Annotated in this window: 10 protein-coding genes; 1 reads left to right on the forward strand and 9 read right to left on the reverse strand. The window is 72.8% G+C overall.

Going from position 1 to position 15,158, the window contains the following annotated elements:
* Positions 1-8 precede the first annotated feature (8 nt).
* Positions 9-1,175, reverse strand: a complete 1,167-nt coding sequence (locus ACIP6W_RS10955; protein ID WP_400429429.1) for a pyridoxal phosphate-dependent aminotransferase — start codon at positions 1,173-1,175, stop codon at positions 9-11.
* Positions 1,176-1,391: 216 nt separating this feature from the next.
* On the opposite strand from ACIP6W_RS10955, the gene rpsT reads away from it, so the two are divergent.
* Positions 1,392-1,652, forward strand: coding sequence for a 30S ribosomal protein S20 (gene rpsT / locus ACIP6W_RS10960; protein WP_066653830.1), 261 nt, complete (start codon positions 1,392-1,394; stop codon positions 1,650-1,652).
* A gap of 540 nt (positions 1,653-2,192) precedes the next feature.
* On the opposite strand, the gene holA is transcribed toward rpsT, so the two are convergent.
* The 8 genes from holA to ACIP6W_RS11000 form a co-directional block, all read right to left on the reverse strand.
* Positions 2,193-3,167 carry a DNA polymerase III subunit delta gene (gene holA, locus ACIP6W_RS10965; RefSeq protein WP_251155002.1) on the reverse strand — a complete coding sequence of 325 codons (975 nt, stop codon included), beginning with the start codon at positions 3,165-3,167 and terminating at the stop codon, positions 2,193-2,195.
* Positions 3,076-5,652, reverse strand: a complete 2,577-nt coding sequence (locus tag ACIP6W_RS10970) for a ComEC/Rec2 family competence protein (protein WP_400429431.1) — start codon at positions 5,650-5,652, stop codon at positions 3,076-3,078. Before ACIP6W_RS10970 ends, holA begins: the two co-directional genes overlap by 92 nt.
* Before the next feature lie 3 nt (positions 5,653-5,655).
* Complete coding sequence (locus tag ACIP6W_RS10975) at positions 5,656-6,408, reverse strand: ComEA family DNA-binding protein (protein WP_209683039.1); 753 nt, start codon at positions 6,406-6,408, stop codon at positions 5,656-5,658.
* A gap of 102 nt (positions 6,409-6,510) precedes the next feature.
* Positions 6,511-9,102 carry a leucine--tRNA ligase gene (leuS, locus tag ACIP6W_RS10980; protein WP_400429436.1) on the reverse strand — a complete coding sequence of 864 codons (2,592 nt, stop codon included), beginning with the start codon at positions 9,100-9,102 and terminating at the stop codon, positions 6,511-6,513.
* Between the two features lie 63 nt (positions 9,103-9,165).
* Complete coding sequence (cydC, locus tag ACIP6W_RS10985; protein ID WP_400429439.1) at positions 9,166-10,854, reverse strand: thiol reductant ABC exporter subunit CydC; 1,689 nt, start codon at positions 10,852-10,854, stop codon at positions 9,166-9,168.
* Positions 10,851-12,515 (reverse strand): thiol reductant ABC exporter subunit CydD, encoded by a 1,665-nt coding sequence (gene cydD, locus ACIP6W_RS10990; RefSeq protein WP_311205299.1) that lies wholly within the window; start codon positions 12,513-12,515, stop codon positions 10,851-10,853. Before cydD ends, cydC begins: the two co-directional genes overlap by 4 nt.
* A gap of 9 nt (positions 12,516-12,524) precedes the next feature.
* Positions 12,525-13,529, reverse strand: a complete 1,005-nt coding sequence (gene cydB, locus ACIP6W_RS10995) for a cytochrome d ubiquinol oxidase subunit II (RefSeq protein ID WP_311205298.1) — start codon at positions 13,527-13,529, stop codon at positions 12,525-12,527.
* A gap of 1 nt (position 13,530) precedes the next feature.
* Complete coding sequence (locus ACIP6W_RS11000) at positions 13,531-14,943, reverse strand: cytochrome ubiquinol oxidase subunit I (protein WP_209683048.1); 1,413 nt, start codon at positions 14,941-14,943, stop codon at positions 13,531-13,533.
* Positions 14,944-15,158 lie beyond the last annotated feature (215 nt).

Here is a 15,158-nt window from a genome sequence, read left to right on the forward strand (position 1 = left end):
CCCGTCCGTCAGACGGTCACGCTGGCGGGCGCCGGCAGCGCTCCCAGGCCGCGACGGAGGTCGTCGACGGTCGCCGCCAGGCAGACCCGGATCCACCCCTCACCGGACCGACCGAAGGCGCTGCCCGGGGCGACCGCGACGTGCTCGCGGCGCAGGAACGCCAGCGCCCACTCGGCGACGTCGCCCTGCGACGCGTGCGAGACGTCGATCCACAGGTAGAAGGCGCCGCGCGGGTCGAGGTAGCGGATGCCCGCTGCGTCGAGGACCTCCTTCGCGACGGCGAGGTTCGCTCGGTAGTGCTCGCGTGCGTCCTGCACCGCCTGGTGGTCGCCCACGATCGCCGCCAGCGCCGCCCACTGGTCCGGCTCCGCGACGCAGCTGATCATCGCCTCCTGCGTCGTGCGCATCGTGGGCCCCATGCCCTTCGGCGTCACCAGGTAGCCGACCCGGACACCGGTCATCGCGTACGTCTTGCTCAACGAGAAGGCGGTGAAGACCCGGTCGTCGTCGTCGAGGGCCGCGATGCTCACGTGACGCGTGCCGTGGGTGAAGTACTCGTAGACCTCGTCGCTGATCACCCACAGGTCGTGCCGCTTCGCCAGGGCCAGGAGCGCGCGCAGGGTGTCCTCGCCGAACACCGAGCCGAGCGGGTTCGACGGCGAGTTCACCACGATCGCACGGGTGTGCTCGGTGACGCTCGCCTCGAGTGCCGCGAGGTCGGGTTCGAAGTCGTGCTGCGGCTCGAGCCGGTACGGCACGGGGGTGGCACCGATGATGTGCGCGTTCATCGTGAAGGTCGTGTAGCCGGGGTCGGGCACCAGGACCTCGTCCCCGGGGCTCAGCACGAGGGTCATCGCCTGGAACAGTGCCTGGGTCGCGCCGATCGTCGTCCAGACCTGCTCGACGTCGACCTCGATGCGGTTCTCGCGACGCAGCTTGTCGCGGATCGCCGCACGGAGCGGTGCGATGCCGCCGTTCGGCGTGTAGTCCGTGCGGTCCTCGGTCCACGCGCGGCGTGCGGCCTCGCCGATGTGCGGCGCGACCGGGACGTCGGGCTCACCGATCACGAGCATCGCGACGTCGGTGTCGTCGGCTCGCAGCAGGGCCGCCTGCTCGTAGACGCGACGGATGCCGGAGGCGGGGACGGAGTCGATGCGTGGAGCGAGGGATGGCACCTCGTCACGGTAGCCCGTCCGTGTTGCGGTGGCGTTTCCGCCGAGCGGCCCTGCGACGGAGCCCGGCGCGTCGGGGCTTTGGCGGTCCGTGGGTCTGCTGGTAGGGTTGGTGGCTGGCTTCCGCGTTCCCCGCCCACGGGTGGAACGCGATGCGACAGAGGGCCCCTCTACCCGACGTCGCGACCACCCGTAGCAGACGAACAAGGAGCAACACGCATGGCGAACATCAAGTCGCAGATGAAGCGCATCAAGACCAACCTCAAGGCCCAGGAGCGCAACAAGGCCTACCGCTCGGAGCTCAAGACGGTCATCCGCCACACGAACGAGGCCGTCGTCGCCGGCGACAAGGACAAGGCCGTCGCAGCGCTTGCCCTCGCGGCGAAGAAGCTCGACAAGGCCGTGAGCAAGGGCGTCATCCACAAGAACCAGGCGGCGAACCGCAAGTCGGCCATCGCCAAGAAGGTCTCCGCGCTCTGAGCGTCTGACACCTGCACGAGAGCCCCGCACCGATGGTGCGGGGCTCTCGTCGTTGCGGGGCGTGTCCGGGCGGGGCGTGGCGGCGCGGCGCGCTCGTGGCGGCGCGGCGGCTGCGGCGCCGCGCTCGTGGCGGCGCGGCGGCTGCGGCGCCGCGCTCGTGGCGGCGGCGGCGCCGCGGCAGCGCCTGGTCGGCCGCTGCGACGGCGCGCTCGTGGCGGCGGCGGCGCCGCTGCGGCAGCGCGTGGTCGGCCGCGGCGCGACTCGCTCGAGAACAACCGGAAGCACCTCGCGCCACAGAGATCCGTGGCGCGAGGTGCTTCTCGTTGTGCCGCAGCCTCGTCGCCGCGCGCGGTATCCCGTGCGGATCGAACCACGGATCCGACATCGAACCAGCCGATGGTGCTGGTTCGATGTCGGATCCGTGGTTCGTCCCGTGCGAGAACGAGCGGGCGCGTGCACGGGCGCCGCACCGGCACGAGCGGGCACGGGCACGGCGGCCGCGGCTCGGCGTCCGGGTGCGGCCTGGAGGCGCGCCCCGCCTCAGCGCTCCTCGCCGCGACGGGCGATGGTGCGGACCATGACCTCGAGCGCGTAGTGCGCGTCGCGCGAGCCGCCCTTCACCGCCGTGTCCGCAGCCGCGATGCTCGTGATCGCGTTCGCCAACCCGGCTTCGCTCCACCCGGCGACGTCGCGCTGCGCGCGCTGCACCTGCCACGGCGCCATGCCGAGTGCAGACGCCGCCTGGCCGCTCGGCCCGCGGAAGGCGCTGATCTTGGCCATCGTGCGGATCTTGCTCGCGAACGCCGCGACGATCGGCACCGGCGCCTCCCCCGTCGCGAGGGCGTGCCGCAGCTCGACGATCGCCGGGGCCGAGCGTCCTGCGAGCGCGATGTCCGCGACCTTGAACGCGTTGGTCTCGACGCGACCGCCGTAGTACTTGTCGACGGTGCGGTCGGTGATCTCCTCGGCCTCGTCGGCCAGCAGCTGCCGACACGCCGCCGCGAGCTCCGCGAGGTCGTCGGAGAACGCCGCGACGAGCGTGCGGACCGCCGACGGCGCGATCTTCCGCCGGGCGGCCCGGAACTCGGCGTTGACGAAGTCGATCTTGTCGGTGTCGCGCTTGAGCTCGTCGCACTGGACCTCGACGCCGCCGCCGACCCCGCTGCGGATGGTGTCGAGCAGCTTCTTGCCGCGCATGCCCCCACCGTGTCGCAGGACCAGCGTGACGTCGTCCGCGGGCGCCTGCAGGTAGGAGATCGTCTCGGTGATGAAGGCGTCGGTGCACTTCTCGACGTTCGTCACCCGCACGAGCCGCGGTTCGCCGAAGAGCGACGGGCTCGCGAGCGTCGCCAGGAGGCCGGGGGCGTACTGGTCTGCCTCGAGGTCGTGCACCTCGAGCGCCGGGTCCTCGCCGACGAGCAGGTCACGGAGGACGCTGCTCGCCCGCTCCGCCAGGAACTGCTCGGGACCGGTGACCAGCACGACGGGCGCCGGCCGGACACCGGACCACGGCACCTGGTCGATCTTCGCGGCGGCGCGCGTGGGCTTCTTGGCGGGCATGCGTTCCTTCCGTCGGCTCCGGAGCGAGCTGGTCGGGGGCTGTTCCGATCCTACGGGCCGCCACAGACGGACCTCCCGCCGGACGGACCCCCGTCGTCGTGGCCGGCGCCGTCCGCTCGGTCCAGACCTGCAACGACCCGTCGGCCGATCGCGAGACCACGACGGTGCCCTGCTCGTCGGTGCGGAACGCGGTCGTCCCCGCGGCGCGGAGGGCGTCGAGCGCCGACGCCGTCGGGTGCCCGTAGGTGTTGTCGGCGCCGACGCCGATGAGTCCGATCGGCGCCGCGAGCTGTCGGTACAACGCCGGGTCCTGATCGGCCGATCCGTGGTGGGCGACCTTGACGACGTCCGGGTGCGCCTCGACCAACGGTCGGAGCCGGCGCTGGGCCTGTTCCCCGAGGTCGCCGAGGAACACCCCGGACACACAGGTCGGGCAGGGTCCGTCGGCGGTGGTCTCGAGGACGACACTCGCGTCGTTGCCCGATGCTGACGATCCCGCGCGCGGCCACACCACCCGCCAGCGCAACGCGCCGAGGGTGCCCGACGTGCCGTCGTCCGCGGTCCGGACCTCGACCCCGGCCCGCTCGAGCGTCCCGACGACCCGCTCGTCCTCGGGCCGTCCGACGGGACCGACGAGCGCCCTCGCCACCCGGTCCGCCACCGCCCCGACCGCGCCGACGTGGTCACGGTCGAAGTGGGTCAGCACGAGCAGGTCGACCCGGTCGACACCGACCAGGTCGAGGCACCGCAGCAGCAGTTCCTCGTCGTCCCCGGTGTCGACGAGGGCGACCGGACCGGCGCCGTCGCGCACCAGGACGGCGTCACCCTGCCCGACGTCGCACGCCACCACCGACCAGTCCCCCGGCACGGTCGAGCGCACCACGAGCCGCGGGACGGCCACGAGTCCGAGCCCGATCGCGACGACGGTCCCCGCCGCGACCAGCGCCCACGTCCGTCGCGGAGGATCCACGAGGACGGCACCGGCGACCGCCAGGCTGACCAGCCCCGCCGTCGCGGCTCCGACCGGTCCGGCGGGCCAGTCGAGCGTCGCCGCCGGCAGTGCGGCCGCCCCGTGCGCGACGGCGCCGATGACCGCCGCGGGAGCCCAGGCCACGTGCGCGACGACCGCGGCGCCCCAGGGCCAGACGGGAGCGAGCACGCACGCGGCGAGCCCGCCGACGGTGACGACGGGCGAGAGGGGCTCCGTCAGCATGTTCGCCGGGACCGCGTAGGTCGGGAGGGTCGGGGCGAGCACGACCGTCACGGGCCAGCAGGCGAGCTGTGCGGCGACGGGGATCGCGACCGCCGCAGCGAGGGGCTGCCACCACCGCCGCGCGAGCAGGGCGGTCAGGCGCGGTGCCAGCACGATGATGCCGCCGGTGGCCAGGACCGACAGCGCGAACGCGGGCGCCCGGGCGTACCAGGGGTCCACCACGAGCATGCCGAGGACGGTGAGCGCCAGGAGCGGCACCCCGCGGAGCGGGCGGCCCGACAGCCGGACCGCCAGGACCACCACCGCCATCACCGCGGCACGCACGATCGACGGGTCCGGTCGCACGAGCACCACGAAGGCCACCAGGAACCCGACGGCCGCGACCGCCCGGAGGACCCGAGGGAGCCCGAGCGCCCGGCACCCGGCAACGACGAGCGCGACGACGACGGCGCAGTTCGAGCCGGAGACCGCCGTGAGGTGGGTCAGCGCGGTCGTCTCCATCGCGGACTCCGTCGCCGGGTCGAGTCCGCTGCGGTCCCCGATCGCCAGCCCGCGCAGCAGCGCGCCGCCGGGTTCGGGCAGGTCGCGCGTCACCGCCGTGAAGTCCTGCCGCACGCGCTCCGACGCTGCCAGCAGACCGGTCGGCGGCAGGCTCGTCGGACGTCCGCGCAGGAACACCACCGCCGCGGTCGGTGCGCCGCCGTCGTCGGTCTGCACCGTCGCCCGGGCGTGCAGCACCGCTCCGGCCGACGCACGGAGACGCCCGGCCGGGACCACGCGCACGGGGACCTCGAGCCCGCCCACGTCACCGATCGCCCGCAGCGTGCCCGTGGTCGACCGGTCGGAGGCGGCGAGGTCCCGGGTCAGCACGACCTCGACGGCCACGGTCCGTCCGGCACGGTCGGCGAGCGCCTGCGGCGACCGCGCCGCCGCGCCCACCCCGACCGCCACCGCGACGAGCAGGCAGCACGCTGCCGCGACGAGCACGCCGCCCAGTACGTCGCCCGGCACGCCACCCAGCAGACCACCGCGACCGCCGGACAGCGCTGCACGCCCACGCCGGCCCCGCACCACGAGCGCCAGGACGACCACGGTGCCGGCGGTCGCCGCGGTCGTCGCGCACCACCATGCGAGCCCCGGCGCCCCGACGAGCAGTGCCGCCTCGACCCACGCGGCGGCCACCGGTCCCGCCAGGCGCAGGTCGACGAGGCTCGGCTGCACGTCCACGATTCAGACCCGGACCCGGTCCCGCAGCTCGGCGAGGCGGGTGTCGCCGATGCCGCTGACCTCGAGCAGGTCGTCCACCGACGTGAACCCGCCGTGCTCCTCGCGCCACGCCAGGATGCGGGCCGCCAGTGCCGGGCCGATGCCGGGCAGGGTCTCGAGTGTCGGCTGGTCGGCGGTGTTGAGGTCGACGACGGCCGCGCCCGTGTCGTCCGCGCCGCCGGCACCACCCCCGACGGCGGCACTCCCGCCCCCGGCACCCGGCGCGTCCGGCCGGAGCGCCTCGGGCACCTCGGTCTCCCCGACCCGCGGCACGTACAGGCGTTCTCCGTCCACCACCGGACGGGCGAGGTTGAGCCGGGCGAGGTCGGCGTCGGCCGTGGCTCCCCCCGCTCGCTGCAGCGCGCCGTCCACGCGGGTCCCGGCGGGGACCTCGACGACCCCGGCCCGGACCACCGCGCCGAGCACGTACACGGTGACCGCCGCGGCACTCGCCGATCCCGAGCGCGATCCGGACCCGGGAGCGCCGCCCGTGGCGTCCGTGCTCGGACCCGGATCCGGTCGGCCGGGCGCCGTCGAGGGCGCGCTCGTCACCGTCACCCCGGCCGTCGATCGCGTCCCGAGGGTCCCGATCGCGACGACCACGAGCGCGAGCCCGACCACCACGGCGGCCAGCACCACGGCCGCTCGGGGCGAGAGCGCGAACCGGGACGCCCACGACCCGTCGGCACCGGGTCCTCCAGGAGACGAAGCAGTCATGCCCGGCACGGTAGGTCCCGCCACGGGGACGACGACGGCCCGGCGGCCCCTCCTGTGGAGGGACCGGCCGGGCCGGTCAGGTGGGGAGGACTCCGGGAGCCGTCAGCCCTTGATCGCGATGTTCACGAGCTTCGGCGCCCGCACGATGACCTTGACGATCTCGCGGTCACCGATGTACCGCTGCACGTTCGCCGAGGCCCGCGCGAGCTGCTCGAGCTCGTCCGCCTCGATCGACTTCGACACCTCGAACGAGTCGCGCACCTTGCCGTTGACCTGCACGACCGCGGTGAGCGTCTCCTGCACGAGCAGCGTCGGGTCCGCCTTCCGCCAGCCGTACGTGGCGACCGTGGCCTCGTAGCCCAGCTTCTCCCACATCTCCTCACCGGTGTACGGGGCGAAGACGGCGAGGGCGAGGGCGATCGTCTCGACGGCCTCGCGCACGGCGGGGTCACCGGCGCCGGGGCCGCTGTCGATCGCCTTGCGGGTGACGTTCACCAGGTCCATCAGTCGCGCGATCACGACGTTGAACTTGAAGGCCTCCATCATCCCCGGCGCGTCGGCCAGGAAGCGGTGCGTCACCTGGCGCAGGGCACGGTCACCGTCGGCCCAGACGGCGTCCGGTGCCGAGGTGACGTCGAGCGCCAGGCGGTAGGCGCGGGCGAGGAAGCGTGCCGACGCCGACGGCGACACGTCCTCCCAGTTGATGTCGTCCTCCGGCGGCCCGGCGAAGCCCATCACGAGGCGGATCGCGTCGACGCCGTTCGCGTCGAGCTCGTCGCCGAGCGAGACGCCGCCCTTCGACTTCGACATCTTCGAGCCGCCGGAGAGCACCATGCCCTGGTTGAGCAGCGCCGAGAACGGCTCGGTGAAGTCGAGGTAGCCGAGGTCGAACAGGACCTTCGTGACGAAGCGCGCGTAGAGCAGGTGCAGGATCGCGTGCTCGATGCCACCGATGTACTGGTCGACCGGCGCCCACCTCCGAGCGGCCTCGGGGTCGAACGCCTGCGTGTCGTCCTGGGCCGACAGGAAGCGCAGGAAGTACCACGACGAGTCGACGAAGGTGTCCATCGTGTCCGTGTCGCGGAGCGCCGGGGTGCCGTCCACCGGGTTCGGCACGTTCACCCAGTCGGTCGCTCCACCGAGCGGCGAGGTGCCCTTCGGCTTGAGGTCGAGGCCCTCGGTCGACGGCAGGCGCACCGGCAGCTGGTCCATCGGGACCGGGTGCTCGGTGCCGTCGGCGCCGTGGATGATCGGGATCGGGGTGCCCCAGAAGCGCTGACGGGAGATGAGCCAGTCGCGCAGGCGGTAGGTCTTCGCGGCCCGGCCGGTCCCGCGCTCCTCGAGCAGGGAGATCGCCGCGGTGATGGCGTGCTGCTTCGACATGCCGTCGAGCGGCCCGGAGTTGATCATCCGGCCCTGGCCGGTGAGCGCCTCGCCGGTCGAGACGGGGTCGAGCGCGGGCAGGTCCTCGAGCGTCGCCCCCTCGGGGATGACCGGGATGGCACCGGTGACCGGCTGGTTCGTGTCGACGACGACCTTGACCGGCAGGTCGAAGGCCCGGGCGAAGTCGAGGTCGCGCTGGTCGTGCGCCGGGACCGCCATCACGGCGCCGTGGCCGTAGTCGGCGAGCACGTAGTCGGCGGCCCAGATCGGCAGGCGCTCCCCCGTGAGCGGGTGGATCGCGGAGCGGCCGAGCGGCACGCCGGTCTTCGGCCGGTCGGCGTTCTGCCGGTCGATCTCCGAGGTCTTCTGCGTCGCGGTCAGGTACGCGTCGAAGTCGGCACGCACGTCGTCAGGGGCGGCGGAGACCAGCGACGCCGCCAGGTCGGAGTCCGGCGCCACCACGAGGAACGTCACCCCGTGGATGGTGTCCGGGCGCGTGGTGAACACGGTGACGGGCTCGTCGTGCCCCTCGATGACGAAGTCGACGTCGGCGCCGACGGAACGGCCGATCCAGTTGCGCTGCTGCGCGATCACCTTCGCCGGCCAGCGACCCTCGAGCTGGTTGAGGTCGTCGAGCAGCCGGTCCGCGTACTTCGTGATCGCGAAGTACCACTGCGTCAGCTTCTTCTTGACGACGACGGCGCCGGAACGGTCCGAGGTGCCGTCGGGCAGCACCTGCTCGTTCGCGAGCACGGTCTGGTCCACCGGGTCCCAGTTGACCCAGCTGTCCTTCCGGTAGGCCAGGCCCTTCTCGTACATCTTGAGGAACAGCCACTGGTTCCACTTGTAGTACTCGGGGTCCGACGTGTGGATCTCCGTCGTCCAGTCGAACGACGGCGCGTAGCGCTTGAACGAGGCCTTCTGCTGCTCGATGTTCGCGTAGGTCCACTGCGCCGGGTCGATCCCGCGCTTGATCGCCGCGTTCTCGGCGGGCAGGCCGAAGGAGTCCCAGCCGATGGGGTGCAGGACGTTGAAGCCCTGCTGCCGCCAGTAGCGGGCCACGAAGTCGCCGAGTGCCCAGTTCTCGGCGTGCCCCATGTGCAGGTCGCCGGACGGGTACGGGAACATCTCGAGGATGTACTTGCGCGGGCGCGAGTCGTCGAGGTCGGTCGTGAAGAGGCCGAGCTCCTCCCAGCGGGGCTGCCACTTCTCCTGGATGCGGCGGAAGTCGTAGGCGTCGGGATCGACGGCTGCGGGTCCGGCGGGGTGCTCGGTTGCGTTCGCAGTGGAGTGCTCGGTGGTCACGATCACCAAGGGTACAAGGCCTGGAGGCCCGCCCCGGTCCCGCCGACGCATCCTCCGTCCGGCAGGTGGTCACCCCTTGACGAGGCGCCCGTCACGCATCCGCAGGGTCCGGTCCACCAGGTCGGCCGGGACCGGCACGTGGGACACGACCAGCACGGTGCGTCCGGCCCGCCGCGCCGCACCGACGAGGTCGCGGAGCACCGCGTCGCCGAGGTCGGGGTCGACGTCCGCGGTCGGCTCGTCGAGCACCAGCACCGGGAACGCGTGCAGCAGCGCCCGGGCGAGCGCGAGGCGGTGCGCCTGCCCGCCGGAGAGCAGTCCGCCGCGCTCCCCCACCGGGGCGTCGAGCCCACCGCGCGCCGCGACCCACGGGCCGAGCCCGACCCGGTCGAGCACGTCGCTGAGCTCGGCGTCCGTCGCGGTGTCCCGCGCGAAGAGCAGGTTCTGCCGCACCGACTGGTCGAACACGAACGGGTCCTGCTCCACGAGCCCGACCCGTGCGCGCACCGCGTCCGGGTGCATCGACCGCGTCTCGACCCCGTCGAGCGTGTACGACCCCTCGTGGTCGACGAACCGCACCAGGGCGTCCACGAGGGTGGACTTCCCGGCACCGCTCGGCCCCTCGAGCACGACGACCTCACCCGGGTGGAGGTCGAACGACACCCGGTCCACCGCGGGCGCTGACGCGCCGGGCCACCGCACGGTCAGGTCCCGCACCGCCACCCGCACCGGCCCGTCGACGACGAGGTCCGACGGGTCGGCCGGCACGTCGGGCTCCGGAACGATGCCGGCCGGGAGCTCCGCGGGGACGACCTCCTCGACCCGTTCCGCGGCGGAGCGGACCCGGCGCAGCGTCAGGACGGCGAGCGGGACCCCGCCGACGACCTCGAAGAGTGCGAGCGGCACGAAGACGGCGAGCGCCCAGAGCGGTCCGTCCAGCGCGCCCGAGACGACCGCGGGAGCACCGACCGCGAGCACCCCGACGACGGCGCCGCCACCGACCAGGCCGACGAGGGCCCCGACGAGCGACTCGACGGTCGCACGACGCCGGACGGCGCGGGTCACACGGGCGTCGAGCGCGGCGATGCCGGCGAGGCGGTCGGGCAGCGTGCCGTACGCGGCGAACACGTCGAGGGTCCGGACGGTGTCGAGCACCAGGTCCGCGACCCGTCCGCGCTCGGCCGCCGTCTCGCGGTCCGATCTCCGCGCGACGGACAGGGTCGTGACCGTCCCGAGCAGCGCGGCGACGGCGAGGGCGACGACGAGCACCACCGCCGCGGGCCACCAGACCACCGCGACCGCGACGACGGAGAGCAGGGCGACGACCCCGGCCGACACGAGCGGGCCGACGACGCGGATCGGCAGGTCCTGCAGCCGGTCGGTGTCCGTGACGAGCCGGGTGAGCAGGTCGCCGCGCCCGGTCGCCCCGAGCCCGGCCGGCGCGACCGATGCGAGCCGTCGGTACATCTCGGTCCGGACGACGGCGAGCTGCCGGAACGACGCGTCGTGCCCGGCGAGCCGGTCGACGTAGCGCAGTGCGGCCCGGCCGAGGGCGAACGCACGCACCCCGACCATGACGAGCGTCAGGTAGAGGATCGGCGGCTGCTCGGCCGCGCGGGTGATGAGGTAGCCGCTCGCCGCCAGGAGCGCCACCGCACAGACCGCACTGAGCGTGCCGGCGGCGACCGCCTTCGCCCAGCCGGCCCCGTGCGGGAGCGCCAGCCGCAGGACGGGGGTGGGACGGGCCTCCCGGCTCACGAGCGTGCCTCCTGTCGGTGCGTCACGGTCACCGCTCCGCCGGGGCGGAGGTCGACGCGGACGTCGGCGGCGGCCAGCACGGCGGGGCGGTGGCTCGCCACGACGACGACCGCGCCGTCGGCGGCGAGCGACCGGACGGCGTCGACGACGATCTGCTCCGCGTCGGCGTCGAGGGCCGACGTCGGCTCGTCGAGCAGGACGAGCGGGGTGCGGGCGCGACGCGCCCGGTACAGGGCCCGGGCGACCGCGACGCGCTGCGCCTGACCGCCCGAGAGACCGGCTCCCCCGGGTCCGACCGGGAGGCTCGGCTCGACACCCAGCCCCGCCTCGCCCAGGGCGCGGCGCACGTCGTGGTCGTCGGGTCGCGTGTGCAGGGCGACGTTCTCGGCGACCGTGCCGCGCACCAGGCGCGGACGCTGGTCACCCCAGGTCGTGCGGTCGGCGCGGGTGGCGTCGGCCGGACCGGGCACCGTCACCGTGCCGTCGTGGGCGAGGACACCCCGGATCGCCGCGATGAGACTGGACTTACCGGACCCGCTGGGCCCGGCGAGGGCGACGACGGTGCCGGGCGCGACGCGCAGGTCGAGCGGTCCGACGACGACGTCGGGGCGACGGACCACCACGCCCTCGAGCACCAGGTCGGTGGCCGCGGCGGCCGGGGCGCCGGGCGCGGGTGCGCTGGTCGACGTGTCGCGTCCCCGGTCGTCGAGGACGTCGAGCACGGCGCCGGACGCCTCGACGCCGTCCTGGGCGGCGTGGAAGTCGGCGCCGACCTGGCGGAGGGGTGCGAACGCCTCCGGGGCGAGCACCAGGACGAACATCGCGGCGCCGAGGCCGAGCGAGCCGTCGACGAGTCGGACGCCGATCGACACCGCGACGAGGGCGACGGACAGGCTCGCGGCGAGTTCGAGGGCGAAGCCGCTGACGAAGGACAGACGCAGGACGCCGATGGTGCCGCGCCGGTACTCGTCGGTGACGGTGCCGATGCGGTCGACCTGGCGGCGGGCACGTCCGAAGACCTTGAGGGTGGCGAGGCCCTCCACCGCCTCGGTGAAGGCGCCGCCGAGGCGGGTGAGCGCGTCGGCCTGCCGCCGCTGCAGCGCCTGGGTCGCCAGACCGATGAGCACCATGAACACGGGGATCACCGGCATCGCGAGCACGATGACGACCGCGCTCGTCAGGTCACCGAGCCCGATCGCGACGAGGAGCACCGGGGTCGCGACGGCGGTGAGCGCGAGCTGTGGGACGTACCGCCCGAAGTACGCGTCGAGGGCGTCGAGCCCGGGGCCGAGCGCCGTGGCGAAGCCGGCGCTCGACCGGGCGGCGAGCCAGGACGGTCCGCGCTCGGCCGCCCGGGAGAGGACGGTCGCACGGAGCTCGCTCTTCACCGTCGCCCCGGCCCGCGCCGCCAGGTCGTCCGTCGCCCACGCGGCGACGGCACGGACGACGAACGCACCGGCCAGCAGCGCCAGCGTCGGGACGAACGTCTCCGGGAGCCGGCCGTCGCGCACCGCGTCGACGCCGAGCGTGACGGCCGCCGCGATCCCCCACGCGACACCGATCGTCGCGAGTGTGCGGACCAGGCCCGTCCCCGCGGACGCGACGACGGACCAGCGCGCGGCACGCGACAGGCGCAGCAGACGAGGATCGAGCGGCTTCACCGGGAGCCCCTAGTGCGCGGCCTGGTCGATGTGGGCCCGCGAGACGCGCTTGCGGAACACCCAGTAGGTCCAGGCCTGGTAGGCCAGCACGAGCGGGACGAAGATCAGCGCGACCCAGCTCATCACCGTCAGCGTGTACTGCCCGCTCGACGCGTTGACCACGGTCAGGCTGTTGGCCGGGTCGTTCGACGCCGGCATGACGTCGGGGAAGATCGCGGTGAACATCGCCAGGACCACGGCGGCGATCGTGACCGCCATCAGCGTGAACGCCCGCCCCTCCTTGCCCCACGCGGTGCAGAGCACGGCGAGGACGAGCGCGAGTGCCGCGACGACCGAGAGCACCAGGCTCGCCGGCGTCGCCCGCACGAACGCCATCGCCACCAGGAACGCGGCACCGACGACGATCGTCAGCACGCCCGCCCGGGTCGCCAGGCGCTTCGCCCGCACGCGGATCTCACCCTCGGTCTTCAGTGCGACGAACACGACGCCGTGCGTGAAGAACACCATCAGGGTCGCGAGGCCGGTCAGCAGCGCGAACGGGTTGAGCAGGTCGAGGAACGTGCCCGTGAAGTTGTGCTCGGCGTCCATCGGGATCCCGCGGACGACGTTGCCGAACGCGACGCCCCAGAGGAACGACGGCACGGCGCTGCCGACGATGATCATCAGGTCGAACCGGCGCTTCCACTCCGGGTGCTTCCGCTGGTGGCGGTACTCGAACGAGACCCCACGGGCGATGAGCGCCACGAGGATGAGCAGCAGGGCGAGGTAGAAGCCGGAGAACATCGTCGCGTACCACTCGGGGAACGCCGCGAACAGGCAGGCCCCGGCGACGATGACCCAGGTCTCGTTGAGGTCCCACACCGGGCCGATCGTGTTGATGAGCACACGGCGGTCGGTGTCGTCCTTGCCGAGGAACGGCAGGGACATCCCGACACCGAAGTCGAACCCGTCGAGGACGAAGTACCCGACGAAGAACAGTCCGACGATCGCGAACCACAGGACTGGCAGATCCATCTCAGTACACCGTCACTTCGTGCTCGACCTCGCCGGTGACCTCGTCGACCTTCGCAGGGGCGGCGGGGCCCTCCTGCGCGACCTTCTTGATGAGCCGGAACTCGACGACCGCGAGCGCGCCGTAGATCAGCGTGAACACGACCAGGGAGATGAGGACCTCGACCCCGGTGACGTTCGGCGAGACGCCGTCCGCCGTGCGGAGCAGCCCGAACACGAGCCACGGCTGGCGGCCCATCTCGGTGAAGACCCAGCCCATGATCATCGCGGCCATCGGCAGCGGGACCGACCAGGTGGCGATGCGCCAGACCCAGCGCTGCGTCGGGAACCGGCCCTTGCGGGTCAGCCACAGGCCGACGACCGACACGAGCACCGCCCCGACACCGAGGGCGATCATCCAGCGGAACGACCAGTAGGTCACCCAGATGATCGGCTTGTAGTCGCCGGGGCCGTACACCTGCGTGTACTGCGCCTGCAGGTCGTTGATGCCCTCGACCGTGCCGGTGAAGGTGTGCGTCGACAGGAACGAGAGCAGGTACGGGATGCGGATCGAGAACAGTTCGTGCACACCGTCGGGGGTGCCGAGCGTGAAGATCGAGAACGAGGCGTCCTTGCCCGTCGAGGTGTTGTAGAGCGCCTCGGCCGCGGCCATCTTCATCGGCTGGGTGTCGACCATCGTGAGCCCGAGCTGGTCGCCGGACAGCACGGTCAGCGCGCCGGACGCCAGCATCGTCCACATGCCGAACTTGAGCGCCGGCATCATCGTCTCGAGGTTCTGGTTGCGTGCGAGGTGCCACGCCGCGACCGCGATGATCACCGAGGCGGCGACCATGAAGGCCCCGAAGAGCGTGTGCGGGAAGGCGGCCAGCGCGACCTTGTTGGTCAGGACGGCCCAGATGTCGGTGAGCTCGGCGCGGCCCTTCGCCTCGTTGATCGCGAAGCCGACGGGGTGCTGCATGAAGGCGTTCGCCGCCAGGATGAAGTACGCCGACATCATCGTGCCGACGCTGACGCACCAGATGCTCGCCAGGTGCAGCGCCCGCGGCAGGCGGTCCCACCCGAAGATCCAGATGCCGATGAACGCCGCCTCGAAGAAGAACGCGAGGATGCCCTCGAGCGCGAGCGGGGCACCGAAGACGTCGCCCACGAACCGCGAGTAGTTCGACCAGTTCATGCCGAACTGGAACTCCTGGACGATTCCGGTGACGACGCCCATCGCGAAGTTGATGAGGAAGATGCGCCCGAAGAAACGGGTCAGCTGGAGGTAGTGAGCGCGCCCGGTCCGCACCCACGCCGACTGGAAGACGGCTACGACGAGCGCCATGCCGATCGTCAGCGGGACGAAGAGGAAGTGGTAGATCGTCGTCAGACCGAACTGCCACCGCGACAGGATCAGGGGATCGAGGATGTCGTTCATGCGGCGTGTCCGAGCCGGTCCGCCGCGCGCTGTTCGTGCACGAGAGATGCCTCTTCCGGGAGGAGGAACTGGTACTTGTCACCCCATCGGGACACCTCCACGCTACCGCCGGGACACCTGCTTCGACAAGTTGTAGAGGGGCACTCTGCACGAACGTGCACGAGCATTGGTCGGCACAACCGTGCGGAACGACGGTGCCCGAGTGCCCTCCGCGT

The sequence above is a fragment of the Curtobacterium sp. NPDC088465 genome (assembly GCF_044753165.1).
Taxonomy (GTDB): domain Bacteria; phylum Actinomycetota; class Actinomycetes; order Actinomycetales; family Microbacteriaceae; genus Curtobacterium.

What these genes read in the sequence shown, in the direction of transcription:
- ACIP6W_RS11000 (WP_209683048.1), bottom strand. Translation starts at nt 14,943, where the DNA reads ATGAACGACATCCTCGATCCCCTGATCCTGTCGCGGTGGCAGTTCGGT.
- ACIP6W_RS10975 (WP_209683039.1), bottom strand. Translation starts at nt 6,408, where the DNA reads ATGACTGCTTCGTCTCCTGGAGGACCCGGTGCCGACGGGTCGTGGGCG.
- rpsT (WP_066653830.1), top strand. Translation starts at nt 1,392, where the DNA reads ATGGCGAACATCAAGTCGCAGATGAAGCGCATCAAGACCAACCTCAAG.
- cydB (WP_311205298.1), bottom strand. Translation starts at nt 13,529, where the DNA reads ATGGATCTGCCAGTCCTGTGGTTCGCGATCGTCGGACTGTTCTTCGTC.